The organism is Pantoea sp. GbtcB22 (genome assembly GCF_019091025.1).
Taxonomy (GTDB): Bacteria; Pseudomonadota; Gammaproteobacteria; order Enterobacterales; family Enterobacteriaceae; genus Pantoea; species Pantoea leporis.
On record NZ_JAGXKB010000008.1, the window covers coordinates 166,871 to 192,104 of the forward strand.

The 25,234-nt window shown below is 56.6% G+C and carries 25 protein-coding genes; 12 read left to right on the forward strand and 13 right to left on the reverse strand.

What is annotated here, in order from left to right:
* Positions 1-40 precede the first annotated feature (40 nt).
* The 5 genes from KVT28_RS20925 to nirB all read right to left on the reverse strand — a co-directional run bounded on the left by KVT28_RS20925 (position 41) and on the right by nirB (position 5,669).
* A complete protein-coding gene (locus KVT28_RS20925) occupies positions 41-487 on the reverse strand; it encodes a hypothetical protein (RefSeq protein ID WP_217549920.1) in 447 nt (148 codons plus the stop codon).
* Positions 488-562: 75 nt separating this feature from the next.
* Positions 563-1,927, reverse strand: a complete 1,365-nt coding sequence (cysG, locus tag KVT28_RS20930) for a siroheme synthase CysG (protein ID WP_217549922.1) — start codon at positions 1,925-1,927, stop codon at positions 563-565.
* Between the two features lie 44 nt (positions 1,928-1,971).
* Positions 1,972-2,775, reverse strand: a complete 804-nt coding sequence (gene nirC, locus KVT28_RS20935) for a nitrite transporter NirC (RefSeq protein WP_101762659.1) — start codon at positions 2,773-2,775, stop codon at positions 1,972-1,974.
* 30 nt (positions 2,776-2,805) lie between these two features.
* Positions 2,806-3,132, reverse strand: coding sequence for a nitrite reductase small subunit NirD (gene nirD, locus KVT28_RS20940; protein WP_217549924.1), 327 nt, complete (start codon positions 3,130-3,132; stop codon positions 2,806-2,808).
* Positions 3,129-5,669, reverse strand: a complete 2,541-nt coding sequence (gene nirB / locus KVT28_RS20945; protein WP_217549925.1) for a nitrite reductase large subunit NirB — start codon at positions 5,667-5,669, stop codon at positions 3,129-3,131. Before nirB ends, nirD begins: the two co-directional genes overlap by 4 nt.
* A 287-nt stretch (positions 5,670-5,956) precedes the next feature.
* On the opposite strand from nirB, the gene KVT28_RS20950 reads away from it, so the two are divergent.
* Entirely contained in the window at positions 5,957-7,240 is a 1,284-nt protein-coding gene (locus KVT28_RS20950; RefSeq protein ID WP_137386650.1) for a cytosine deaminase, read from the forward strand.
* A 33-nt stretch (positions 7,241-7,273) separates the two neighbouring features.
* On the opposite strand, the gene tsgA is transcribed toward KVT28_RS20950, so the two are convergent.
* Positions 7,274-8,452, reverse strand: a complete 1,179-nt coding sequence (gene tsgA, locus KVT28_RS20955; RefSeq protein ID WP_217549927.1) for an MFS transporter TsgA — start codon at positions 8,450-8,452, stop codon at positions 7,274-7,276.
* A 262-nt stretch (positions 8,453-8,714) separates the two neighbouring features.
* Here tsgA and ppiA point away from each other — a divergent pair, with 262 nt between their 5' ends.
* The 5 genes from ppiA (at position 8,715) to KVT28_RS20980 (ending at position 12,064) form a co-directional block, all read left to right on the forward strand.
* Positions 8,715-9,287: a peptidylprolyl isomerase A gene (ppiA, locus tag KVT28_RS20960; RefSeq protein WP_008101803.1), complete on the forward strand. Its 573-nt coding sequence runs from the start codon at positions 8,715-8,717 to the stop codon at positions 9,285-9,287.
* A gap of 98 nt (positions 9,288-9,385) precedes the next feature.
* Complete coding sequence (locus KVT28_RS20965; protein ID WP_101762654.1) at positions 9,386-9,556, forward strand: YhfG family protein; 171 nt, start codon at positions 9,386-9,388, stop codon at positions 9,554-9,556.
* Positions 9,546-10,139 carry a putative adenosine monophosphate-protein transferase Fic gene (locus KVT28_RS20970; protein ID WP_101762653.1) on the forward strand — a complete coding sequence of 198 codons (594 nt, stop codon included), beginning with the start codon at positions 9,546-9,548 and terminating at the stop codon, positions 10,137-10,139. Before KVT28_RS20965 ends, KVT28_RS20970 begins: the two co-directional genes overlap by 11 nt.
* 41 nt (positions 10,140-10,180) lie before the next feature.
* Positions 10,181-10,756, forward strand: coding sequence for an aminodeoxychorismate synthase component II (locus KVT28_RS20975; RefSeq protein WP_137386648.1), 576 nt, complete (start codon positions 10,181-10,183; stop codon positions 10,754-10,756).
* Positions 10,757-10,843: 87 nt separating this feature from the next.
* Positions 10,844-12,064: an aspartate aminotransferase family protein gene (locus KVT28_RS20980; protein WP_217549929.1), complete on the forward strand. Its 1,221-nt coding sequence runs from the start codon at positions 10,844-10,846 to the stop codon at positions 12,062-12,064.
* Here the strand turns inward: KVT28_RS20980 and KVT28_RS20985 are convergent.
* On the reverse strand, positions 12,061-14,139 hold the full coding sequence (locus KVT28_RS20985; RefSeq protein ID WP_217549931.1) for a YccS/YhfK family putative transporter: 2,079 nt from the start codon (positions 14,137-14,139) through the stop codon (positions 12,061-12,063). The two genes, KVT28_RS20980 and KVT28_RS20985, sit on opposite strands and share 4 nt — an antisense overlap.
* Before the next feature lie 58 nt (positions 14,140-14,197).
* Positions 14,198-14,830: a cAMP-activated global transcriptional regulator CRP gene (crp, locus tag KVT28_RS20990; protein WP_003852956.1), complete on the reverse strand. Its 633-nt coding sequence runs from the start codon at positions 14,828-14,830 to the stop codon at positions 14,198-14,200.
* A gap of 305 nt (positions 14,831-15,135) precedes the next feature.
* Between crp and KVT28_RS20995 the strand changes: the two genes are divergently transcribed.
* Positions 15,136-15,540, forward strand: a complete 405-nt coding sequence (locus KVT28_RS20995) for an OsmC family protein (RefSeq protein WP_101762649.1) — start codon at positions 15,136-15,138, stop codon at positions 15,538-15,540.
* A gap of 49 nt (positions 15,541-15,589) precedes the next feature.
* Here KVT28_RS20995 and KVT28_RS21000 read toward each other — a convergent pair whose 3' ends face one another.
* The 3 genes from KVT28_RS21000 to KVT28_RS21010 form a co-directional block, all read right to left on the reverse strand.
* Positions 15,590-16,459, reverse strand: coding sequence for a phosphoribulokinase (locus tag KVT28_RS21000; RefSeq protein ID WP_101762648.1), 870 nt, complete (start codon positions 16,457-16,459; stop codon positions 15,590-15,592).
* Positions 16,460-16,520: 61 nt separating this feature from the next.
* Complete coding sequence (locus tag KVT28_RS21005; protein WP_007892223.1) at positions 16,521-16,739, reverse strand: YheU family protein; 219 nt, start codon at positions 16,737-16,739, stop codon at positions 16,521-16,523.
* Positions 16,740-16,741: 2 nt separating this feature from the next.
* A complete protein-coding gene (locus KVT28_RS21010; protein WP_101762647.1) occupies positions 16,742-17,758 on the reverse strand; it encodes a hydrolase in 1,017 nt (338 codons plus the stop codon).
* A 60-nt stretch (positions 17,759-17,818) separates the two neighbouring features.
* Here KVT28_RS21010 and KVT28_RS21015 point away from each other — a divergent pair, with 60 nt between their 5' ends.
* Positions 17,819-18,421 carry a LysE family translocator gene (locus tag KVT28_RS21015; RefSeq protein WP_217549933.1) on the forward strand — a complete coding sequence of 201 codons (603 nt, stop codon included), beginning with the start codon at positions 17,819-17,821 and terminating at the stop codon, positions 18,419-18,421.
* Between the two features lies 1 nt (position 18,422).
* Here the strand turns inward: KVT28_RS21015 and KVT28_RS21020 are convergent, their stop codons facing one another.
* Positions 18,423-19,403 (reverse strand): LacI family DNA-binding transcriptional regulator, encoded by a 981-nt coding sequence (locus tag KVT28_RS21020; protein WP_101762645.1) that lies wholly within the window; start codon positions 19,401-19,403, stop codon positions 18,423-18,425.
* A gap of 236 nt (positions 19,404-19,639) precedes the next feature.
* Between KVT28_RS21020 and tauA the strand changes: the two genes are divergently transcribed.
* From tauA to tauD, 4 genes are read left to right on the forward strand one after another with little or no spacing between them, the layout of a single operon-like run.
* Positions 19,640-20,617 carry a taurine ABC transporter substrate-binding protein gene (gene tauA / locus KVT28_RS21025; RefSeq protein ID WP_217549935.1) on the forward strand — a complete coding sequence of 326 codons (978 nt, stop codon included), beginning with the start codon at positions 19,640-19,642 and terminating at the stop codon, positions 20,615-20,617.
* An 11-nt stretch (positions 20,618-20,628) separates the two neighbouring features.
* Positions 20,629-21,396, forward strand: a complete 768-nt coding sequence (gene tauB / locus KVT28_RS21030; RefSeq protein WP_137386642.1) for a taurine ABC transporter ATP-binding subunit — start codon at positions 20,629-20,631, stop codon at positions 21,394-21,396.
* On the forward strand, positions 21,393-22,220 hold the full coding sequence (gene tauC / locus KVT28_RS21035; RefSeq protein WP_217549937.1) for a taurine ABC transporter permease TauC: 828 nt from the start codon (positions 21,393-21,395) through the stop codon (positions 22,218-22,220). Before tauB ends, tauC begins: the two co-directional genes overlap by 4 nt.
* On the forward strand, positions 22,217-23,056 hold the full coding sequence (gene tauD, locus KVT28_RS21040) for a taurine dioxygenase (protein WP_110867602.1): 840 nt from the start codon (positions 22,217-22,219) through the stop codon (positions 23,054-23,056). Before tauC ends, tauD begins: the two co-directional genes overlap by 4 nt.
* Positions 23,057-23,249: 193 nt before the next feature.
* Here the strand turns inward: tauD and KVT28_RS21045 are convergent, their stop codons facing one another.
* The gene (locus tag KVT28_RS21045) at positions 23,250-25,154 is read right to left on the reverse strand and encodes an ABC transporter ATP-binding protein (RefSeq protein ID WP_192236999.1); all 1,905 of its coding nucleotides are present in this window, start codon (positions 25,152-25,154) and stop codon (positions 23,250-23,252) included.
* Positions 25,155-25,234 lie beyond the last annotated feature (80 nt).

Consider the following 25,234-nt stretch of genomic DNA (forward strand, 5'->3'; position numbering starts at 1 on the left):
GGAATAGAACAGAACGGCGGGTCATTTGACCCGCCGTTTTTTATTTGATGCGATGTAACGCCAGTTCCGCGCCATCCCAGAACAGGCGGGCGTTACCGTCAGCCAGCACGCTGATCACCGCGCCCGGCGCAGGTCCCCACGCCTGATTGCCACAGCTCACATTGAAACCGTAACGGAAGGTGAAATCACGATCCTGGCCCGCGCCATTCGCGGCGCTCAGGCGCGGCTTAGCGTTGCAGTTATCGACGGAAGGATTGATGCTGCGCTCAGCAGTACCGCGCGTCCAGGTGATCGCATTCGGCTTAAACGCCACGCGCGCGCCCATAAACTGTGGATCATTCTTGATATACAGCTGACCGACTTCCTTCTTAGGCGTTACCGCCACCACCTGCCATTCACCCACCACGTTCGACCAGGTAACCGGTGCGGCGGTAGCAACCGCGCTTAACGGCAATAACAACGCGCAAACCCGTGAAGCAACGCGCATGGAAACTCCTTATTGACGAGAAAGATGGCCCATAGTCTGGCGACAAAGCGCAGCGCTGTACAGTTTTTTACCGTGTCAAAACCAGCGTAACTGAGAACGCAGTTCCACCACGCGACCAACAATAATCAGAGCCGGACTGGCAAACTGCTGCGCCAGCGTGGCCAGTTCCGCCAGCGTTGCGGTCTCAACGCGCTGCTGCGGCGTGGTGCCGTTCTGCACGATCGCCACCGGCATCGCAGCATCCATGCCGTGTTGCAACAGCTGCTGCTGAATTTCCGGCGCCTGCGCCAGCCCCATATAGAACACCAGCGTTTGCTGTTCAGCCGCCAGCTTGCGCCACTCAATTTCACCATGCTGCTGCAAATGGCCGGTGACGAAACGCACGCTCTGCGCGTGGTCGCGATGCGTCAGCGGAATACCGCTGTAAGCAGAACAGCCCGAGGCGGCGGTGATGCCCGGTACCACGCTAAACGGGATGTTGTGCTGCGCCAGCAGTTCCAGCTCTTCACCGCCGCGGCCAAAGATAAAGGGATCGCCACCTTTTAGTCGCACCACCCGCTTGCCGCTCTGCGCCTGCTCAAGTAAAACCTGGTTGATCTGCGATTGCGGTACGCAGTGATTGCCGGCTTGTTTGCCGACAAAGATGCGCTCCGCATCGCGGCGGACCAGATTAAGAATCGGCGCCGAGACCAGGCGGTCATACACCACCACATCGGCCTGCTGGATGTGCTGCAAACCTTTCAACGTCAGCAGCCCCGCATCGCCCGGCCCGGCGCCTACCAGCACCACTTCGCCTTGCTGCGACAGCGGCGCATCGAACAAGGTCTCGACGATGTGCTCGGCGCGTGGTCGATCACCATTCGCCAGGGTTTGCGCCAGACGATCGCTCACGAAGAAGCGCTCCCAGAAAGCGCGCCGCTGCGCCATGCTGTTAAAGCTACGCTTCACACGATTGCGCAACGATCCGGCTAAGGACGCTAACTCACCCAGATGTTGTGGCAGCATCGCTTCAAGTTTTTCACGCAGCAAACGCGCCAGCACCGGCGCGCGACCGCCAGATGACACGGCGATCATCAGCGGCGAACGGTCGACAATCGACGGCATAATCGCGCTGGCTTCCTGCGGCGCATCCACCAGATTGCAAAAGATGCGCCGGCGCTCAGCCGCATCGCCAACCTGCTGATTCACCGCATCATCATCGGTGGCGGCAATCACCAGCCAACAATCCGCGAGCCAGCGCTCGTCAAACGCGCCGGGGAGTAAGGTCAACTTTCCCTGTTGTGCCCACTGCTGAAAAGCGGGAGAGAAATCCAGCGCGCCAACCTGCAAATTGGCACCGGCGTCCAGCAGCAAACGCGCTTTGCGTTCTGCTACATCGCCACCGCCCACCAGCAAACAGCGCTTGCCTTGCAGGCGGCAAAACAGCGGAAAGTAGTCCATAGCTCATCCTGAAAAAAGCCCGCGCAAGGCGGGCTGAAAAAGTGTTATGCCGTTTTGAGCGGCGCGGCTTGCGCTTCGGCCTGCGGGCGCTGCGCCTGCGGTGTGGCGTACCAGTAACCGAGGCCCATCAGCACCATGCCGGAGAACATATTGCCCAGCGTCACCCACAGCAGGTTGTGGCCGATGCCGCTTAGCGTGAAGTCGGCATTATGCTGACCAAACCACGACAGCGCAAAGACCGTCATGTTGGCAATCGAGTGTTCGTAGCCGGAAGCGATGAACGCCAGCAAACACCACCAGATGGCGATGAACTTCGCCGTGCCTTCGGTACGCACCGCCATCCAAATTGCCAGACAGACCAGCCAGTTACAGAGCGCGCCTTTAAAGAACAGCGCCATGGCTGGCTGCGTGGTTTTTGCCAGCGCCGCGCTGTGCAGCAGCGATCCGGCATTTGGCAGCAGCGGTCCCGCCGCATAGTAATAAATCAGCGCGACGAATACTGAACCGACAAGATTACCCAGCCAGGTTTGCGGCAGCACGCACCACATCTGGCCTTGCTTGATGCTGCCGGCTTTGACGCCGATGGTCAGGAACATGGTGTGGCCGGTGAACAACTCGGAACCAGCGATGATCACCAGCGTTAAAGCGATACCGAAAGTCGCGCCCATCAGCAGCGGACGATAAGCCGGATCGACCAGATTGCCGAGCGTGAAGATCAGGATAATCGCCAGGCCAACGTAAGCGCCCGCCATCGCCGAGCTGATCCAGAAGGCCTGCGGGCTGTGCTGCGCCGTACGCACAATGCGCGCCGCGTTGGCGGCGCATTTATTCAGGGTGTCAGTAAACATAGTGACGTCTCATAAAGTGAAGGAATGCTGTCAGGCGCAGATCTCGACCTTGCCATCGCGAACGCGCACCGGATAGCTCGCCACCGAGCGCGCTTCGTCTTCCAGACAAAAGCCATCGCTCAGGCGGAAGCGCTGTTTCTTCAGTGGACTCGCCACCCACAGCGCCTGCTGATGCTCCGCAATCAGACCGCGTGACAACACGCTGGCCTGGGCGAAAGGATCGATATTGCTCAAGGCGTAGAGTTGCTCATCGTCGTGCGGACGGAAGAGGGCAATCTGCTGGCCTTTGATCAGCGCACATACGCCGGTCGCAGGCAAAATTTGGCTGAGTTCACACACCGAATGCCACTGGCTCATACGTCGATCTCCTCAATCAGAGTGACCGCAATGCGCTCGGCGGGTTGCGCCGGACGATGCTGATCGCGTTGGTTGATATGCTGTACCAGCGGATCGCGGCGATCGCTGTTGATAAAGGTGCGGAAGTGGCGCTGCTGCTGCGGATCCTGCAGCGTCGCGGTCCATTCACATTCCACTGCCGCGCGCAGACGCGCCAGTTCCGTTTCCAGCTGTGTATTCAGACCGAGTTTGTCATCAATAATCACGCTGCGTAGATAGTCAATGCCGCCTTCCATGCTTTCCAGCCACAGCGAGGTGCGCTGCAGGCGATCACCGGTGCGGATGTAGAACATCATGAAGCGGTCGAGATAGTGCAGCAGCGTATCGCGATCAAGATCGGCAGCCAGCAAATCGGCGTGACGTGGCTTCATGCCGCCATTACCGCACACATACAGGTTCCAGCCTTTCTCGGTGGCGATGATACCCACGTCTTTGCCCTGCGCTTCGGCGCATTCGCGCGTGCAGCCGGAGACGCCAAACTTCATCTTGTGCGGGGTACGAATGCCTTTGTAGCGATGCTCCAGCTCAATGCCGAAGCCGAGGCTATCGCCTACGCCAAAGCGGCACCAGATGCTGCCAACGCAGGTTTTCGCCATGCGCAGCGCTTTGGCATACGCTTGTCCGGTTTCAAAACCGGCAGCAATCAGCTGCGTCCAGATCGCCGGCAGATCATCGCGCTGCGCACCAAACAGGCCAATACGCTGCGAGCCAGTGATTTTGGTGTAGAGATTGTACTGGCGCGCCACGGCGCCAATCGCCATCAATCCTTCCGGCGTGATTTCGCCTCCGGCCGAGCGCGGGATCACCGAGTAAGTACCGTCTTTCTGAATATTGCCGAGGAACAGATCGTTGCTGTCCTGCAGCGGTGCGAGCTGTGGCTTCAGCACATATTCGTTCCAGCAGGAAGCCAGCAGTGAACCAACCGTCGGTTTACACACCTCGCAGCCGTAGCCCTGACCATATTTCGCCAGCAGCGCGTCGAACGATGTGATCTCTTCCACGCGAATCAGGTGATACAGCTCCTGACGCGAATAGGGGAAGTGCGCGCACAAATGATTGTTCACTTCGATGCCCTGACGGCTCAATTCAGCGTTCAGCACCTGAGTAATCAACGGAATACAGCCGCCGCAGCCGGTGCCGGCGCGGGTTTCGGTTTTCAGCGCTGCGACGGTGTGGCAACCGCCTTGCACCGCTTTGACGATATCGCCTTTGCTGACGTCGAAGCAGGAACAGATTTGCGCGCTGTCCGGCAGCGCATCAGCCCCCATTACCGGCTTCTCGCCGCTGCCCGCAGGCAGGATCAGCAACGCCGGATTTTCCGGTAGCGCGATGTTATTCAGCGCCAGCTGCAGCAGATTGCCGTAATCGCTGGTGTCACCGACCAGCACCGCGCCCAGCAGCGTGCGGTTATCTTCGCTGACGATCAGGCGCTTATAGATATTTTTCTGCTCATCGAGCCACACGAAGCTGCGTGCGCCTGGCGTGCGGCCATGCGCATCACCAATGCCACCGACATCAACGCCCAGCAGTTTCAGCTTGGCGCTCATATCTGCTCCGGCAAACGCGTTGTCGCGGCCAACCAGCCGATCGCTGGCGACCTGCGCCATTTTGTAGCCCGGCGCGACTAAGCCATAAATACGGTTCTGCCAGGCGGCACACTCACCAATGGCGAAGATATCCGCATCGCTGGTCTGGCAATGATCGTCAATGGCGATACCGCCGCGCGCGCCCAGCTGCAGGCCGCACTGTTTGGCCAGCTTGTCTTGCGGGCGAATGCCGGTGGAGAAGACGATAAAATCGACATCCAGCGCGCTGCCGTCAGCAAACTCCAGCGTTTTACCGCCTTGCGCGTGATGGACGATCTGCTGGGTGTTTTTGCCGGTGTGAACGCATACGCCCATCTGCTCGATCTTACGACGCAGCTGCTCGCCGCCTTGCGGATCGAGCTGTTCTGCCATCAGCACCGGCGCGAACTCAATGACGTGGGTTTCGACGCCGAGGTTTTTCAGCGCGCCTGCCGCTTCCAGTCCCAACAGTCCGCCGCCAATTACCGCGCCGCGTTTGCTGCGGCGTGAACAGGCTTCAATGGCGTTGAGATCTTCAATGGTGCGATAGACATAGCAATCACTGCCTTCCGCGCCGGTAATCGGTGGAATCCACGGATAAGAGCCGGTGGCGAAAATCAGCGTGTCGTAATGCACCGCGCGACCGCTATTCGAGTGAATCAGTTTTTCATCGCGGTTAATGGTGATGGCGCGTTCGCCGAGCAGCAGCTTTACCTGATGCTTTTCGTAATACCCTTCGCGAACCAGTGAGAGTTCTTCGGCGGTGTGATGGGAAAAATAGGCGGAAAGGTGGACGCGGTCATAGGCGACGCGGGGTTCTTCACAGAAAACGGTTATCGCAAACTGATTAGATTCATCTTTATCGATAAGTTCTTCTATAAAGCGGTGGCCGACCATGCCGTTGCCAATAATAACGACACTGTGCTTGCTCATGCTTGCCTCAAAAATTGCGGTATCTGCGCCTACCTTAGCGCGGCGCTTTTGGAGCTTATTGATATACATCAAGCGCACCCTTATATACCTATTTCGAGTTATGTAACTGATTTTGAACGAATTAGTTAAGTGGCTTATTTGGTTGATAATTACCTAATCATTTTCTTCGCCGTACATTCCGTAGCGGTACGATTCATCGCGCAATACATTGCACCGCTACGGAATGTGCCCGCGGTGACAGGGGTTTTCATGCTAGCTTTAGGTTTTGTGTTTTACAGGAGTACGGCATGGCCAACCCGTCACTGAAGTGGATCAACAACCTGCGCTTAGCGGGCCAGCAAGGCTTGTGGCAGATCGAAATCGCCAACGGCAAGATTGCGCAGATTCGCCCGCAGCCGCCGCAAACTGCAGCCCAGCCTGACGCGCTGGATGCGGAGGGCGGACTGGCGAGCGCGCCGTTTATCGAGCCGCATATTCACCTCGATACCACGCAAACCGCTGGCGAACCCGCCTGGAACCAATCCGGCACGCTGTTTGAAGGCATCGAGCGCTGGGCGGAGCGCAAAGCGCTACTGAGCCATGACGACGTGAAACAGCGCGCGCAGCAAACCCTGAAGTGGCAAATCGCCAACGGGATTCAGCATGTGCGGACTCACGTCGATGTCTCCGATCCCACGCTGACCGCGTTAACAGCGATGCTGGAGGTGAAAGCGGAAATGGCGCCGTGGATCGACATCCAGATTGTGGCGTTTCCGCAGGAAGGCATTCTCTCTTATCCCAACGGCGAAGCGTTGCTGGAAGAGGCGCTACGCATGGGCGCGGATGTGGTAGGTGCGATTCCGCACTACGAATTCACCCGCGAATACGGCGTGGAGTCGCTGCATAAAACCTTTGCGCTGGCTAATCGCTACGATCGGCTGGTGGATGTGCACTGCGACGAGATCGACGATGAGCAGTCGCGCTTTGTCGAAACCGTGGCGGCGCTGGCACACCGCGATGGCAACGGCGAGCGCGTCACCGCCAGCCACACCACGGCGATGCACTCCTACAACAATGCCTACACGTCGCGGCTGTTCCGTCTGCTTAAGCTCTCGAATATCAACTTTGTCGCCAATCCGCTGGTGAATATCCATCTGCAAGGGCGCTTTGATAGCTATCCGAAACGTCGCGGCATCACGCGGGTGAAAGAGCTGCTGGAAGCGAATATCAACGTCTGCTTTGGCCACGATGATGTGTTCGATCCCTGGTATCCGCTCGGCACTGCTAGCATGCTGCAGGTGCTGCACATGGGATTGCATGTCTGTCAGCTGATGGGTTACGAGCAGATTGATAATGGATTGCAGCTGATTACCGCCAACAGCGCCAAAACCCTGCAGCTGACGAATTACGGTATTGAAGCAGGTAATGATGCCAGTCTGATTATCCTGCCGGCGGAGAGTGGATTTGATGCGGTGCGGCGTCAGGTGCCGGTGCGTTATTCAGTACGTAAAGGTGTATTGGTCGCTGCGACGCAGCCCGCCAGCAGCGAGATCTATTTAGCAGGAAAAGAAGCGGTAACCTTCAAACGCTGAAGAGCAGGGCGGACCGCGGTCCGCCCGTCAAACTTAGTGGGTGACGTGACCGTGCTGGCGATGTTTGGTCACAAAGCCGAGCAGAACACACATCACAAACACCACGGCGTACAAACCGTTAGCCGTTGAGAGCGCAGCATGTGCGCCACCTTGCGCCACGATTGGGCCGGTTACTACGAAGGTCAACATGGTGCCGACGGTGCCGCAGGTCAGGATGAAGTTCACCAGCTTCGGTGAAGAGACCTTGGTTTGCAGCGATCCCAGCGTGATGATGGTGGTGTAAATCGCGCTGGAGCTGAAGCCCAGCGTCATGATGATCCAGTGCAGCATGCTGGCGTCTTTGGAGGTGACGAACCAGTACATCAAGCCGGTGGCCAGCGCGGCCAGCACCATCAGGATGCGCTGCAGATCGAAGAAGCGCAGCACGAAGCTGAACACCCACATGCCGACCATGTACGCGGTCCAGAAGTTACCTACCAACTGACCGGCAGCGGCGATATCCATGCCCATCGATTTGGTAGCGTATTCCGGCACCCACGAGATGAAGCCGAGCTGGCCGAGGATGTAGCAGAGTGCTGCAATCGACAGGAACAGAACGCCGATGCCCCATTTCTCTTTCTCAACGCCTGGCTTAGCCGCTTCGCTTTTCAGCACCGGGAACTCAATGAATAGCGTCAGCACAAAGATCGAGACATAAATGATGCCGATGCAGGCGTAGACCCAATACCACGGCAGCGCGCGCGCCAGCAGGATACCGGCGATGATCGGAAAGATGGTGCCCGCCATGCTGAAGAACGAATCGGTAAACAGCAGACGTGCGCCGCGCTGACGGCCATCGTACAGATGGGTGATCAGGAAGGTACCGATCGACATCGTGATGCCGCTGACGACGCCGAGGATGAACATGCACAGCGAGAAGACGGTGAGATCGTGGCTGGTCATCAGACCGGCAACGGCGAGGATCATCAGCACAAAGCCAAAGATCAGCTGGCGCTTCAACGGCACAATCACCATCAGCCAGGCGTTCAGGAACACCGACACCAAAATGCCCGCATTGAGGAATGTGAAAGTGTTGCTCATTTCTGAAATAGGGCGCTGGAAATACTGCGCGATATTGTCCAGCACCATACCGGTAACGATCACCAGTGCGCCGGTGAGCGCATAGGAGAAATAGCTAATCCAGGTAAGGCCAATGCGATTACGGTTTGTCATGTTCTGAACCTGTTAAGCGACGAAGTTGGCAAAAAGTGTCATGAATTGTAAGTGTTGCTGTGATCTTAATAAACAACGAGTGTAACAAGGCGGAAATATTTCATTGAGAGTGTGATTTTCATCACGCAAATGATTGCGTGACGGCAAAAGTATGACAATAGCAACATCCGCGTAAATATCGGTAAAACGCTGGCTCTTGGATCACATGCTCTTTACAATCAATCTCGTTTTTGAGCTAGCTCTCCATGGTAAGGAATCTTTCATGCTTAAACGTACTTTGACAGCGGCGGTTGCCCTGTTAGCGCTCTCTTCCGTATCGTCTGCCGCGCTCGCCGCAAAAGGCGATCCTCATGTGCTGCTCACCACCTCTGCGGGCAATATTGAACTCGAACTGAACAACCAGAAAGCCCCGGTTTCGGTGAAAAACTTTGTTGATTACGTCAACAATGGTTTCTACAACAACACCATTTTCCACCGCGTTATTCCTGGCTTTATGATTCAGGGCGGCGGTTTCACTACCGACATGCAGCAGAAGCAAACGGTAGCGCCGATCAAGAACGAAGCCGACAACGGCTTGCGTAATCTGCGCGGCACCATTTCGATGGCGCGTACCGCAGATAAAGACAGCGCCACCAGCCAGTTTTTCCTCAACGTAGCCGATAATGCGTTCCTCGATCACGGTCAGCGTGATTTCGGCTATGCGGTATTTGGTAAAGTTGTGAAAGGCCAGGATGTGATCGACAAGATTGCGCAGGTCCCTACCAAAGATGTGGGACCGTACCAAAATGTGCCGTCAAAACCGATTGTTATCCTCTCCGCCAAAGTCCTGCCTTGATTCTGAAACGCGCCATTTTCGCATGGCGCGTCATTGGCTCTCCGGCAAAGCAAAAAATTGCTGCTTATACTTAGGGCTCATTGCTTGCCGGAGGCGCTATGACTAGCAAACTCACTGAGAAACAGAAAGCCACTTTGTGGCAGCAGCGCCGTGCTGCGAGCTACCAGGCCAGCTGTCGACTGGCCGGATATACCTATAGTGAAGCGCTTATCGATGCCGAACATGCTGAGGAGCGACTCGAGTCGCTGAGGAGGCAATATGGTGGATAACAGCTTAGCGGTACGCGATCCCTATTTGTGGCACAACGACAATGTGTTGAAGAATCGCCTCGATATTCATGATGAAGCCCAGCTGCGCAAAGCGGAACTGGCTTTCAGCACCGCGCGCCTGGCGACGTTAGAACTTGGCCAGCGCAGCATCGGTTTGCCACGTCTTTGCCATATTCATCGCACGCTGTTTCAGGATCTCTACAGCTGGGCGGGTGAATTGCGCACCATTGATATCTGGCGCGATGAAACGCCGTATTGTCATTGCGAATACATCGAGAAAGAGGGCAACACGCTGATGCAGGCGCTGGAGGAAGAGCGCGGCCTGGCTGACCTTGAACAGGAAGCGTTCGTGGCGCGTATCGCACATTACTATTGTGAGATCTTCGTGCTGCATCCGTTCCGCGCCGGCAATGGCCGCGCGCAGCGCATCTTCTTCGAGCAGTTGGCACTGCATGCCGGGTATCAGCTTTCGTGGGAAACACTCGAACGTGATGCGTGGCGCGCTGCGATCTCGGCGGGCGTCGCCGGCGATCTGGCACCGCTTACCGCGCAGTTTGCGAAAGTGGTGAGCCCGGCGAAGTAAAATGGGTAGAATAGCGCCGCTTTTACTGGCCTGAGGGCGCTATGCTGCTGCTAATCGATAACTACGACTCCTTCACCTGGAATCTCTACCAATACTTCTGCGAGCTGGGCGCGGATGTGCGTGTGGTGCGCAACGACGCCATTACGCTGGATGAGATGGCAGCGCTGCCGCTGACGCATCTGGTGATTTCGCCGGGCCCATGTACGCCGGATCAATCTGGCATCTCGCTCGCGGCTATTCGCCATTTTGCCGGGCGCTTGCCGATCCTCGGCGTTTGCCTTGGACATCAGGCGATTGCGCAAGCCTATGGCGCGCAGGTGGTACGCGCGCGGCAGGTGATGCATGGCAAAACCTCGCTGATTCAGCACACCAACCAAGGTGTGTTTCGTGATCTGAATAATCCACTTACCGTGACCCGCTATCACTCATTGATTGTGGCGCGCGATACGCTGCCCGCTGAGTTTGAAGTCACCGCGTGGAGCCTGCGCGACGGCCAGCCGGATGAGATCATGGGCTTCCGCCATCGCAGCTTGCCGCTGGAAGGCGTGCAGTTCCATCCGGAAAGCATCCTCAGTGAGCAAGGGCATCAGCTGCTGGCTAATTTCCTCAACGCGTAACTTATGTTTGCCTTCGTGTGACTTTTTATGCATATTTTGTGATTATAATTTCACACTAGCTCAACAAATAACCCGATGAGGTCGTCAATGGCAGCGGAAAAAATAGCGGTAACCCGGGAAACGTTCGATAACGTAATTTTGCCTGTTTATGCACCTGCGCAGTTTGTGCCGGTAAAAGGCAAAGGCAGCCGAGTGTGGGATCAGCAGGGCAAAGAGTATATCGATTTCTCTGGCGGTATCGCGGTGACTGCATTGGGCCATTGTCATCCGGCGCTGGTGGAAACGCTGAAAACCCAGGGCGAAACGCTGTGGCACACCAGCAACGTGTTCACCAACGAACCGGCGCTGCGTCTGGCGAGTAAACTGATTGCCGCGACCTTTGCCGATCGGGTGTTTTTCGGTAATTCTGGCGCGGAAGCCAATGAAGCGGCATTCAAGCTGGCGCGTTATTACGCCTGCAAAAAACACAGCCCGTTTAAAAGTAAAATCATCGCCTTCCATAACGCCTTCCACGGTCGCACGCTGTTCACCGTGTCGGTGGGTGGCCAGCCGAAATATTCTGATGGCTTCGGTCCAAAACCGGCGGATATCGTGCATGTGCCGTTCAACGATCTCGATGCGGTGAAAGCGGTGATTGACGACCATACCTGCGCCATCGTGGTCGAGCCGATTCAGGGCGAAGGCGGCGTGATGCCGGCTACGCCAGAATTTATGCAAGGCCTGCGCGCCCTCTGTGATGAACATCATGCGCTGCTAGTACTGGATGAAGTGCAGAGCGGCATGGGACGCAGCGGCAAACTCTTTGCGTATGAACATTACGGTATCAAGCCCGATATCCTCACCACCGCCAAAGCGCTGGGCGGCGGTTTCCCGGTGAGTGCGATGTTGACCACCAATGAAATCGCCTCAGTAATGGCGCCGGGCGTGCACGGCACCACTTACGGCGGCAATCCGCTGGCGTGTGCCATTGCTGAAACCGCGCTGGACATCATCAACACGCCAGAAGTGCTGGAAGGTGTGGAAGCGCGTCGTCAGCAGTTTGTTGAAGCGCTGCAAGCCATCGACAGCAAATTCGCTATCTTCAGCGAGATTCGCGGCAAAGGTCTGTTGATTGGTGCCGTGCTGAAGCCGCAGTTCGCCAGCAAAGCGCGTGACATCCTCAACGCTTCCGCCGCGGAAGGGCTGATGATTCTCACCGCAGGTACTGACGTGATCCGTTTTGTGCCGTCGCTGGTGATTGAACCGACCGATATCGCCGAAGGCATGACGCGTTTCGCCAGCGCGATTGAGAAGGTGCTGGCCGCTTAATCCGCTTTCGGACGTAACACCTTGAGCCAGCGGCCATGATGCGGTCGCTGGCTCCACGCCAGCGAAGAGATGGTGTGCATCACGCTGAGGTGCTGCAAGATCCGCTTCACATGCTGTTCAACAATCGTCACCGGCCCTTCATTAAGATTCTCCGGCGCTTCCAGAATATTGCTGTCGTTACCCGGACCGTCATACGCCAGCCGCTGCTGACAACGCTGCAGCGCGATTTCACAGGATTGCAGATAACGTTCTGCCAGCTTCGATGTCAGCATGGTGTGCTCGCGCGCCAGAATCGTCATGGCATTAATATGCTCGACGATGAACTGACTGTGCGTAACCCACATGCGCATATCTTTCAGATATTGCAGGTTAAAGCCCGGCTCGCTCGATGCCTGGTTCAATGAGTTGAACAGCGCGTTGTGCGCCTGATTAACCTTTATGCGCTGATAAGCCAGTTTATCGGGCGACTGTTCCGGCCCCAGCAGCAGTTGCAGCGCCTCCTGATAGGCTTCCAGCGCATCGTGCGCGTTCTTGCGCAGCAGCCCGCTTTGCCACTGCGGCCACAGCCAAATCATCCCGGCGAAGGCAATTAAACAGCCCATCAAGGTATCCATCATGCGCGGCAGCAGAAACTGTGCGCCGTTCAGCGACAGCAATTGCAGCGAATACACCGCCGTGACGGTAAAGCCAATCATCGACCAGCCATAATATTTCCGCGTGATCAGATAGCTCGCCAGCGTAATCCCCAGCATAAACAGCAGCGTGATCGATTCCGGCACCGCCAGCTGCAGCGACGCGGCGGCGATCAGCAATCCGGCGAAAGTACCCAGCGCACGGTGCTGAATACGCACGCGCGTGGCGTTGTAACCGTTCTGGCTGACGAACATGATGGTCATCAGAATCCAGTAAGGTTTGGGGATGTTAAAGAACAGCGCCAGCGAGCTGCCAAACATCAGCATCACAGCGAAGCGGGCTGCGGTGCGTAACGCGGTGGATTTGAATGACAGATAACTGCGCAGCGCCGGCAACAGCGGCAAACGGCGCTGGCGATCGGCCATTAGGTCACGCGTGTAGAGCGGCTTCTGCGTACGCAACACGCGGGCGATGCGACTGAAGTGATACAGGCAGAAGTTGCCGACCGGATTATCCGGATGCTGGCGTGCAATTTTCTCCAGCGCGCCGAGCTGTTTCTCCATGTGAAAACGGTCCGGCAGCTGATGGTAGAGAATCGCATCCGCCAGCACGCGCAGCCGCGCCGAGATAATCTTGGCGTTCCAGCGAATCACCGCTTCGGCGTGGCTCTCCTCAACCAGCTTCTGCACCTCTTCGGGCTGATGCAAACTCACGGAGATGTGTTCCTGTAAATCCAGCGCCACCTGGAAAGCGCGCGTCAGGCGTTTGTGGCTGTTATCGCGGCTCGCCGACAGCATATGCATTTGCTGATAACAGGTGGTAATGAGGTCGACCGCCTTTTGCTGGCGCGCCAGCAGCGGCGGCAGCGCTTTCTCCGGATCGGTCAGCTGCGTCAGTAAGGTGTATTTGGCATCGCAGTAATCCGCCAGCTCGCGGAACAGCAGGCTGAGCGATTCGCGCATCGGCTGCTCTTTCCACAGCCAGAACCAGAACCAGTTGAACAAGCCGTACCACAGCGTGCCGCCAATGTAGAGCAGCGGCGGCACCCACATCGGCATGCGTCCCACTAAGCTGAGCGTAAAGATGGCGGCGATGAGTGTGGCGGGCAGCAGGCGCGCGTGCAGCGGGCCGATTTCGCCGGTTACGCCAATCAGCAGCGGCAGCGCCAGCAAAATCAGCGGCAGCGGAATCTGGTAAGCGGTGAGGATTTGCATCAGGAAACTGCCGGTGGCAAACAGCGAACCACCCACAATCAGGCGTTTGAAGAAGCGTTTGTGCGGCGTATCCAGTCCCGCCATGTTGCAGCAGGCGGGCACTAACGAGAACAGCAGACCTTTTTGCAGATCGCCAAACAGCCAACCGAGAGCCACAGGCAGGCACAGCACCAGCGTTTGCCGCAGCGCATAGTTAACTTCGGGATGATAGATGATTCGGCGCCACATCAGCTCATCGCAAATAGAAACGGCGCGATGTTGCCATCACGCCGTGGGTGAGAAGAAATTAGCGGGTGCCGTAAACGACGATGGTTTTACCGTGTGCGGAGATCAGGTTCTGATCTTCCAGCATTTTCAGGATACGACCCACGGTTTCGCGTGAGCAGCCCACGATCTGACCAATCTCCTGACGGGTGATTTTGATTTGCATCCCGTCTGGGTGAGTCATCGCATCTGGCTGTTTGGCCAGATTTAGCAGCGTTTGCGCAATACGTCCGGTGACATCGAGGAAGGCGAGGTTGCCCACTTTCTCAGATGTCACTTGCAGACGACGCGCCATTTGCGACGAAAGTCGCATTAAAATATCCGGGTTTACCTGAATCAGCTGACGGAATTTTTTGTATGAAATTTCAGCCACTTCGCAGGCAGACTTCGCACGCACCCAAGCACTACGTTCCTGGCCTTCTTCGAAAAGACCGAGTTCGCCGATGAAATCCCCCTGATTGAGGTAGGAGAGAATCATCTCTTTGCCTTCTTCATCTTTAATCAGTACCGCTACGGAACCTTTTACGATGTAGTACAGCGTTTCCGCTTTCTCACCCTGATGGATGAGCGTGCTTTTGGATGGATATTTGTGAATATGGCAATGGGACAGGAACCATTCGAGTGTAGGGTCTGTTTGCGGTTTGCCGAGAACCATTCGCTATTATCCTCTGTTGTAATCGTGCCCAAAACACAGGGGGCGTTTTTTCCCTGTCAGGCGGTTTAATCGTCGAGCGTTTCCAGTAAAGGAAAAATTATTCCGGGTGGACTCTTAAGCTACGCTTTTGATTCTTCCGGCCTTCGTCTGTGATGACGAAAATATTTTCAGCACTGTTTGTAGCACAGCTTTTGCGAGCTGTCTTGTGTTGTCTCGCTTCAGCAGAAGGGGGATTACTCTGGATTGCTGTTTGTCAGGTGAAAGCGTACTCTGGCGGCAAAACCGCCGCTTCAGGAGAAAGAATCATGCAGGCACGAGTGAAATGGGTGGAAGGTCTTACCTTTCTCGGAGAATCCTCATCCGGCCATCAGGTATTGATGGATGGTAATTCCGGTGATAAAGCGCCAAGTCCAATGGAGATGGTGCTGATGGCCGCGGGCGGCTGTAGCGCTATTGATGTGGTGTCGATCCTGCAAAAAGGGCGCAGCGATGTGGCCGATTGCGAAGTGAAGCTCACATCGGAACGCCGTGAAGAAGCGCCACGCATTTTTACCCACATCAACCTGCATTTTATCGTTAGCGGTAAAGCGTTGAGTGATAAGGCCGTTTCGCGCGCGGTTGATCTGTCAGCGGAAAAATATTGTTCGGTAGCGATCATGCTGGGTAAAGGCGTGGAAATTACCCATAGCTATGAGGTGATCGAGTTATAACTCGGGTTGTAGCGGCGCAATAAATTGCGCCGCTACGGAATAACTTTGCTTATTCAATCCGCTTCCCTTCAATCAGTCGCTGTACCAGCGGCAGCATAATCAGCTCCATCGCCAATCCCATTTTGCCACCCGGCACCACCAGCGTATTGATGTGGGAAATAAACGATCCCTGAATCATCGCCAGCAGATAGGGGAACGCGATGCCTTCCAGACCACGGAAATGGATCACCACGAAGCTTTCGTCGAGCGACGGAATTTCGCGTGCGGCAAACGGGTTTGAGGTATCAACGGTCGGCACGCGCTGGAAGTTAATGTGGGTGCGCGAGAACTGTGGCGTGATGAAGTTAATGTAATCCTCCATTGACCGTACCACCGAATCCATCACCGCTTCGCGTGAATGGCCGCGCTCGCTGGTGTCACGCACCAGCTTCTGAATCCACTCAAGGTTAACAATCGGCACCACGCCAACCAGCAGATCGACATGCTCCGCCACATTTTGCTGCTGCGTGACCACGCCGCCGTGTAAGCCTTCATAGAACAGCACATCGGTGTTTTCCGGCAGCGGCTGCCACGGCGTAAAGGTGCCCGGCACCTGATTCCACGGCACGGCTTCATCGTAGGTATGCAGATATTTGCGCGATTCGCCAAGGCCGGTTTGGCCGTAATGTTTAAACGTCTGCTCCAGCAGGCCGAAGTCGTTGGCTTCCGGGCCGAAGTAGCTGATGTGGCGCCCGAGATCGCGCGCCTTGCGGATCGCCATGTCCATTTCCGGACGTGTGTAGCGATGGAAACTGTCGCCTTCGAGTTCCGCCGCATGCAAATTCAGCTGCTGGAAAATCTTACGGAAGGCGAGGCTGGTGGTGGTGGTTCCGGCGCCGCTGGAACCGGTGACGGCAATAATTGGATGCCTGGCTGACATAACAGAGCTCCCTGTGAAGTCCGGCGATGAGCATTGTTACCACGAATTGCCGCGGGGTGCATCAGCCGCGGAATTCACCCTTCGGCATAATATTGATCGATTCATGCAGTTCCGACCACACCAGCACCACGTCGCCGCGCTCCAGTTGGCGGCGTACGTCGGCGACTTTTTGCAGCAAACTGCGTTCCTGCTCGCCGTAATCAGTGCCTTCGCGTAACACGAAGGTTTCAATCAGGTTTTCCAGCGTGTCCGCTTCGAGTTCTTGCCAGGGAATAATCACAATTACACATCCAGATAGGTTGAGAGCCAGTCGGGCACGCGCTGTTCCAACCACATTTTCGGTTTAAGAACGGTGCCGCCGACGAAACCGACGTGGCCGCCTTGCTGCGTCAGCTGATACTGAATGGAGGCTGACAGCTGGTCAGGTTGCGGAATAACGGCATCGGTCATAAAGGGATCGTCTTGCGCGTGAATGATCAACAGCGGTTTACGCACACCAGTCAGCAACGGCATCGCGCTGGCTCGTTGATAATAGTCGTTGGCGTCAATAAAACCGTGCGCACGTGCGGTTATCGCATCATCGAACTCGCGTAAGCGGCGGAAAGCACGTAACTGGCTGAGATCGACCGGCAGCGTGCCAGGCCAGGCGCGCAGCTTGCGCGTGGCGTTCTTTTTCAGCTGCGTCAGTAAATAGTGCTGATAAAAGCGTGAAAAACCCACATCCAGCTTGCCGCTGCACGGCTCGAGCGCCAGCGGCGCTGAGATGGCGATGCCGGCATCAATCGGTACATCGTGACCTTGCTGACCCAGCAGGCAAGCGAGCATGTTGCCGCCCAGCGAAACGCCGACGGCGGCGGTGGGTACGCTGCCCCATTCGCGCTGCAGCCAGTGAAGGAAGTAGGTGGCGTCTTCGGTTTCACCGGAGTGATAGATGCGCTTTAAGCGATTAGGCTCGCCGCTGCAGCCACGAAAGTGCATTACCACCGCCAGCCAGCCGCGTGCCTGACACGCCTGCATCAGGCCGTGCGCATACGGGCTGCGAAAGCTGCCTTCCAGGCCGTGAAACATCACCATGCGCGGTTTATGACGCGCCTGCGCCGGATCTTCACTCCACGCTAAATCGACAAAATCGCCGTCCGGCAGGTCAAGACGCTGCCAGTGCGGACGTAACGTAACGCGGCGCCGCAGAATACGCGGCAGCAGCGTTTGCAGATGCGCGTTACTGAATCCGCGCAGGGGTTTAAAACGCTCGCCGCTGGGGCGATCAAAATAGCTTGGGTAAAGGCTTGTCTGATGCATAAGTCGCTGATAGCTTCGATGGGTTGTTCGCTTTACTGGGTGAGGAGCACCCGAATATACATGGAACTGAGTCTTTTTTTATCAATGTTAGGTTTTCTCTGGGTCGCGGCCATCACGCCCGGGCCCAATAATATGTTACTTACCGCCTCGGGTGCTAATTTTGGCTTCCTGCGCACCATTCCGCTGCTGATTGGTATCATGATTGGTATGCAAGTCATGTTGCTAATGGTGGCATTTGGCATCGGCGGCCTCATCCTGCTTTATCCCTCGCTGCATCTCATCCTGAAGATTGCCGGTAGCCTTTATCTGCTGTGGCTGGCATGGAAAATCGCCAGCGCTGAGTATGAAAAACTGGAAACCGACGCTGTCACGGTGAAGCAGATGCCTTTCTGGCAAGGCGGCTTGCTGCAGTTGATCAACCCGAAAGCATGGCTGATGGCGCTCGGCGCGGTGGCCAGCTTCAGCCTGGCGGGCAGCGAATATCTGCATTCGGTGGTGGCGATCAGCATCGGCATGTTCATGGTGAACGTGGTTTCCGGGGTGATCTGGATGGGCTTTGGCTCGCTGATTGGACGTCTGCTGCGCAGCCCACGCTCGTGGAAAATCTTCAATCTGGCGATGGGCTTGCTCACCGCTGCCTGCGTATTGCTGATTTGGCGCTAAGTTAGCTGGAAGCGCGTTCAACGCGCTTCCACGGCAACACTTCATGGACTACCGACGCGTTAGGCTGGCGGATGCGTTGCAGCAACAGCTGTACGCTGCGCACACCCATACGATTCATCGGCTGCTCAATCGTGGTCAGCGGTGGATTCAGGCTGCTGGTAAAGTTGATGCCATCAAATCCCACCACCGCTAAATCTTCCGGTACGCGTAAACCTGCTTCCAACGCCGCGTGGATGACGCCGACCGCCAACACATCTGATACCGCAAACACCGCATCCGGCGGTTCCGGCTGCGTGAGCAGTTCGCGCAAAGCCGCACTGCCCGCTTCGCAGGTGATATTCTCGGCATAAGCCACACCGCACCAGCTGAGATCCAGCTGCTCCAGCGCCGCGCGATATCCCTCTTCACGCTTATGTGAATAGAGGTAGCGCATATCACAGTTCACCAGCGCAATACGACGTCGGCCTTTGCTCGCCAGATAACGCACGGTTTCGAAAGCCGCTTCTTTATTATCAATCGCCACGCTTGAGGCGGCGATCGACGGATCGTATTCCGCGCACTGCACCCAAGGCTGATCGCCAATCAATTCTTTCAGCTCATGCAGGCTGCTGGCGGCATCCATGGTGATCACGCCGTCGACCACTTTGCCGGTGAGCAACGCAATGTAGGCCGCTTCGCGCCGCAGCTGCGATCCTGAGTTACACAGCAGAATGTGGTAACCCTGCGCTTCAGCTTCGGCTTCAATGCCCTGAACCACGCGTGAGCAGAATGGATTGGTGATGTCGGGAATCAGCACTAACAACATATGGCTTTGCGAAGTGCGCAACTGGCGCGCCAGCAGGTTGGGCTGATAGTCGCAGATGTCGATGGCCGCCAGCACTTTGGCACGCGTATCCGGGCGCACGCCGGGATTCTGGTTCAAAACCCGTGAAACGGTGGCTTTTGACACGCCAGCCAGGTGTGCGACTTTCTCTATCGACATGGATTCAGGACCGTTAGTAAAGAGTTAAAAAATGAGATCTCTATCAATATCACAGCTGCCATGTGAGCGTGTGACATATTTACCGCTTTCCCTTTTCTTTCCATTTGCACTTTTTGCATAGCCTTGCCCGATGTTGATCTAAGAACGGATCGTCATTAGGGATAATTTTTAATTCCTTTATGAAATTACTGTTGCTGGAGAAACTGCCCAGACAAAACACATTGGGGTGAATGATGATGGCAATGAAAAAAACAATAACGGCGGTCACAGCGGCTCTGGCCCTGATGGCGTTCCAGGCGCAAGCGGTCAACGTTACCGTGGCGTATCAGACCTCGGCTGAACCAGCCAAAGTGGCGCAGGCGGATAACACCTTCGCCAAAGAGAGCGGTGCTACCGTCGACTGGCGCAAATTTGATAGCGGGGCCAGCGTGTTACGTGCACTGGCGTCGGGCGACGTGCAGATTGGTAATATCGGTTCCAGCCCGCTGGCGGTCGCCGCCACGCAAAAGCTGCCGATTGAAGCTTTCCTGCTGGCCTCTCAGCTCGGTAACTCCGAAGCGCTGGTGGTGAAGAAAACCATCAAAGATCCTAAAGACCTGATTGGCAAGCGCATCGCCGTGCCGTTCATCTCGACTACGCACTACAGCTTCCTCGCCGCGCTCAAGCATTGGGGCATCAAGCCTTCGCAAGTGACCTTAGTCAACCTGCAGCCGCCGGCGATTATTGCTGCCTGGAAACGCGGTGACATTGACGGCGCTTACGTCTGGTCTCCGGCGGTCAACGAGCTGGAGAAAGATGGCAAGGTGCTGACGGACTCTTCGCAGGTCGGCAAGTGGGGCGCGCCAACGCTCGATGTGTGGGTGGTGCGTAAAGACTTTGCGCAGCAGCATCCAGAAATCGTCACCGCCTTTGCCCGCAGCGCCGTTGAAGCGCAGCAAGCTTACATTGCCAATCCGGATCAATGGCTGAAGCAGTCAGACAACCTGAGCAAGCTGGCGCGCCTGAGTGGTGTACCCGAAGCGGATGTGCCGGTGCTGGTAAAAGGCAACACGTACCTCACCGCGCAGCAGCAAGTGGAGCAGCTCAGCAAGCCGGTGAACAAGGCGATTGTCGATACTGCCGGCTTCCTGAAAGAGCAGGGCAAAGTGCCAGAAGCGGATAGCGATTACAGCAGCTTCGTCACCACGCGCTTCGTTGCACCCTTAGTGAAATAACCGGAGGCCGTATGCTTAACATCACCCATCTCAATGCGCGTTACGCCGGACAACCCGCGCTGCAGGACATCAACTTGCAGCTGGGCAGCCGAGACCTGCTGGTGGTGTTAGGTCCCTCCGGCTGTGGCAAAACCACGCTGCTGAACCTCATCGCCGGCTTTCTGCCGCTGGAATCTGGCAGCATTACGCTGGATGGCAAAGCGGTAAAAGGGCCGGGCGCTGAGCGCGGCGTAGTGTTTCAAAATGAAGGATTGCTGCCGTGGCGTAACGTGATCGATAACGTTTCGTTCGGTTTGCAACTGGCAGGCATGGCGAAGGCGGAGCGCCATACCATTGCACGCCGTTTGATCCGCAAAGTAGGACTGGAAGGTGCAGAGCAGCGTTATATCTGGCAGCTCTCTGGGGGTCAACGCCAGCGCGTGGGCATTGCGCGTGCGCTGGCGGCCGATCCTCAGTTGCTGCTGTTAGATGAGCCGTTTGGCGCGCTGGACGCCTTTACCCGTGAACAGATGCAAACCCTGCTGCTAACGCTGTGGCGTGATACCGGCAAGCAGATTCTGCTGATCACCCACGACATCGAAGAAGCGGTGTTCCTCGCCAGCGAACTGGTGCTGCTGTCGCCGGGACCGGGCCGCGTAGTGGAGCGTTTGAAACTCGACTTCGGCCAACGCTTCGCCGCCGGGGAACCGTGCCGCAGCATCAAATCCGATCCGGCGTTTATCGAACGTCGTGAATATGTACTGAATCAGGTGTTTTCCCAGCGTGAGGCGTTTATATGAGTGCGGTGATTGATGGGAAGACCCAAATGCGTCGTCGTGGACTGCGCTGGCCGTTCTCGCGCCAGTTCTCACTCAGCCTGCTCAGCGTGGGCTTGTTGCTGCTGTTGTGGTGGGCTATTACCGCGCTCGGCTTAGTGGCGCCGCTGTTCTTACCGCCGCCGCAAGTGGTGCTGCAGAAGCTGATATTGATTGCTAGCCCGCAAGGTTTTATGGACGCCACATTATGGCAGCATCTGGGTGCCAGCGTGGCGCGTATGCTGGTGGCGCTGTTCTTTGCCGCGCTGATTGGGATTCCGGTCGGCATCGCCATGGGCCTGAGCCCGGCGATTCGCGGCTTGCTTGATCCGCTGATCGAACTCTATCGCCCGGTACCGCCGCTGGCTTATTTGCCGCTGATGGTGATCTGGTTTGGCATCGGCGAAACCTCGAAGATTTTACTGATTTATCTGGCGATTTTCGCGCCGGTGACCTTGTCGACGCTGGCGGGTGTGAAGAATGCCCAGCAGGTACGGATTCGCGCGGCGCAGGCGCTTGGCGCATCGCGCTGGCAACTGCTGCGCTACGTGATTCTGCCTGGCGCGCTGCCGGAAATCCTCACCGGTTTGCGCATTGGTCTCGGCGTAGGTTGGTCAACGCTGGTGGCGGCGGAACTGATTGCCGCTACGCGTGGACTCGGCTTTATGGTGCAGTCGGCCGGTGAGTTCCTCGCCACCGACGTGGTGCTGGCCGGTATCGCCGTGATTGCCCTGATTGCCTTTGGCTTAGAACTGGGTCTGCGCGCCTTGCAGCGCCGACTGACCCCCTGGAATGGAGAACAGCAATGAACGAACGTCTTAATTTTACCGCGCTGGGCCCGAATATCGGGGCGCAGGTTAGCGATGTCGATCTCAGCCGTCCGCTGAGCGATGCCCAGTTTGAACAGCTCTATCATGGCTTGCTGCGCCATCAGGTGCTGTTCCTGCGCAATCAAGTGATTACCCCGGAACAGCAGCGCGCGCTGGCGATTCGCTTTGGCGATCTGCATATCCATCCGGTCTATCCGCATGCGGAAGGCGTGGAAGAGATCATCGTGCTGGATACGCATCAGGATAATCCGCCGGATAACGACAATTGGCACACCGATGTCACCTTTATTCAAACCCCGCCGGCAATTGCGATTCTGGCTTCGAAGCTGCTGCCGGAAAGCGGCGGCGATACCTTGTGGTCAACCGGCATTGCGGCCTATGAAGCGCTGTCTGAACCGTTTAAGACGCTGTTGAATGGGCTGCAGGCGGAACACGACTTTAAGAAGTCGTTTCAGGAGTACAAATACCGCAAAACCGAGGAAGAGCATCAGCGCTGGCAGCAAGCGGTGGCAAAGAACCCGCCGGTGCAGCATCCGGTGATTCGTACCCACCCGGTGAGCGGACGCAAGGCGCTGTTTGTCAACGAAGGTTTTACCACGCGTTTGCTGGGCTTGAGCGAAAAAGAGAGCGATGCGCTGCTTAACTTCCTGTTTTGGCATAGCGCCAAACCGGAGTTCCAGGTGCGCTGGCGCTGGCAGGAGAATGATGTGGCTATTTGGGATAACCGCGTGACCCAACACTATGCTAATGCGGATTATTATCCGGCGCGGCGGGTGATGCATCGCGCGACGGTGTTAGGGGATAAGCCGTTTTAATTTGAATGGTGCACGCTGTCCCCCTCCTCGGTCCTCCCCCATAAATGGGGGAGGAAGATGCTGCCACATGTAAGTGATGAAGCTGCATGTGGCAGCGTCTCCTTCCCCCGCTTGCGGGGGAAGGCCGGGATGGGGGACAGCGTGCACACTTCCATAAATGGGGGAGGACCGAGGAGGGGGGCAGCTTGCACACTCAACCCGCCAGCATCTGCTCCAGCTGTTCCTGCGCATCCAGCCACGCCATTTCGACCTCTTCCAGCGCCGCCTTGCTCTCGGCCTGACGCTGCAGCGCCACATTCAAATCGGCTTTGCGGCTCTGATCGTAAATCGCGCTGTCGGCTAACTGGGCTTCCGCGTCGCTGAGCTGGCTCTGCCACTTCACCATCTGCTTCTCAAGCTTCTCGATCTCTTTACGCAGCGGCTGCGTTTGTGCGCGCAGTTCGGCGTCGCGGCGTTTCTGGTCTTTGCGCGATTGCGCGCTGTTGCCGTTGTCCTGCTTCGGTGCGGCATCCTGTTGCGCTTGCTGCTTCTGCAAATCGCTCAGCCACTGCTGATAATCTTCCAGATCGCCCTCAAACACGTCGACCTTGCCGTCGTGCACCAGATAAAGATCGTCGGTGGTGGCGCGCAGCAGATGGCGATCGTGCGAGACCACCACCAGCGCGCCTTCGAAATCAATCAGCGCTTCGGTCAGCGCCTGACGCATATCAAGATCGAGGTGGTTAGTTGGTTCATCAAGCAGCAGCAGGTTCGGGCGCTGCCAGACAATTAATGCCAGCACCAGACGCGCTTTTTCGCCGCCGGAGAAACGTTCGGTGATTTCGCTGACTTTATCGCCCTGGAAGCCGAAGCCGCCAAGGTAGTCGCGCAGCTGCTGCTCCAGCACTTTCGGTGCGATGCGTGATAAATGCTGCAAGGGTGATTCATCGGCGCGCAGATATTCCAGCTGATGCTGGGCGAAGTAACCGAGCTTAATGCCTTTCGCCAGGCCAACTTTGCCATCCAGCGCGTCGAGCTCACCGGCTAGCAGTTTAATCAGCGTTGATTTACCCGCGCCGTTACGGCCCAGCAGGCCAATACGTGAACCCGGCACAAGGTTGAGTTTGATGGCGTCGAGAATGATGCGTTCGCCATAACCGGCGGTAACGCGCTCCATCTTCAGCAACGGATTCGGCAAGCTTTCTGGCGCGCGGAAACTGAAGCTGAATGGGTTATCGACGTGTGCTGGCGCAATCAATTCCATGCGCTCCAGCATTTTGATGCGGCTCTGCGCCTGCTTGGCTTTGGTCGCCTGCGCGCGGAAGCGATCGATATACTTCTGCAGGTGCGCCACTTTTTCCTGCTGGCTCTGGAACAGCGCTTGCTGCTGCGCCAGCTTGGCGCCGCGCTGACGTTCGAACGAGCTGTAGTTACCGGTGTATTCAAACATCGTCTGCTGTTCGATGTGGATGATCTTATCGACCACCGGATCGAGGAAGTCGCGGTCGTGCGAAATCAGCACCAGCGTGCCTTCGTAGCTTTTCAGCCAGCGTTCAAGCCAGATCACCGCATCCAGATCGAGGTGGTTAGTCGGTTCATCCAGCAGCAGCAGATCGGAACGGCACACCAGCGCCTGCGCGAGGTTAAGGCGCATGCGCCAGCCACCGGAGAAATCGCTCACCGGCCGCATTAATTGTTCCTGGCTAAAGCCCAAACCGTGCAACAAACTTGAGGCGCGAGCAGGTATGCTCCACGCCTGAATCGCATCCAGCTTGCCGTGCAGCAGGGCGATGGCGTTGCCATCGTTGCGCGCATTGGCGTCGGCCAATTCGGATTCAAGCTGACGATATTCACGGTCGCCGTCGATAACATACTCCAGCGCGGGTTTGCTCAGCGCCGGGGTTTCCTGATTGACCCACGCCAGCGCCCAGTTGCTCGGGAACGTAGCATTACCTGCATCGCTGCTGATTTCGCCCTTCAGCAATGACAGCAGCGTTGATTTGCCGCAGCCATTTTTGCCCACTAAGCCAACTTTCTGGCCTGGGTTAATGGTGGCTGTTGCGTTATCCAGCAGCACATTGGTGCCGCGGCGAATTTGTAGTGCTGAAAAGACAATCATAAGCGCCGTATCGTCAGAATATGTTAATTTACCGGCAACATAATTCGAGAAAATTTGTTGCGTCGAGCATGGTAGCGGAA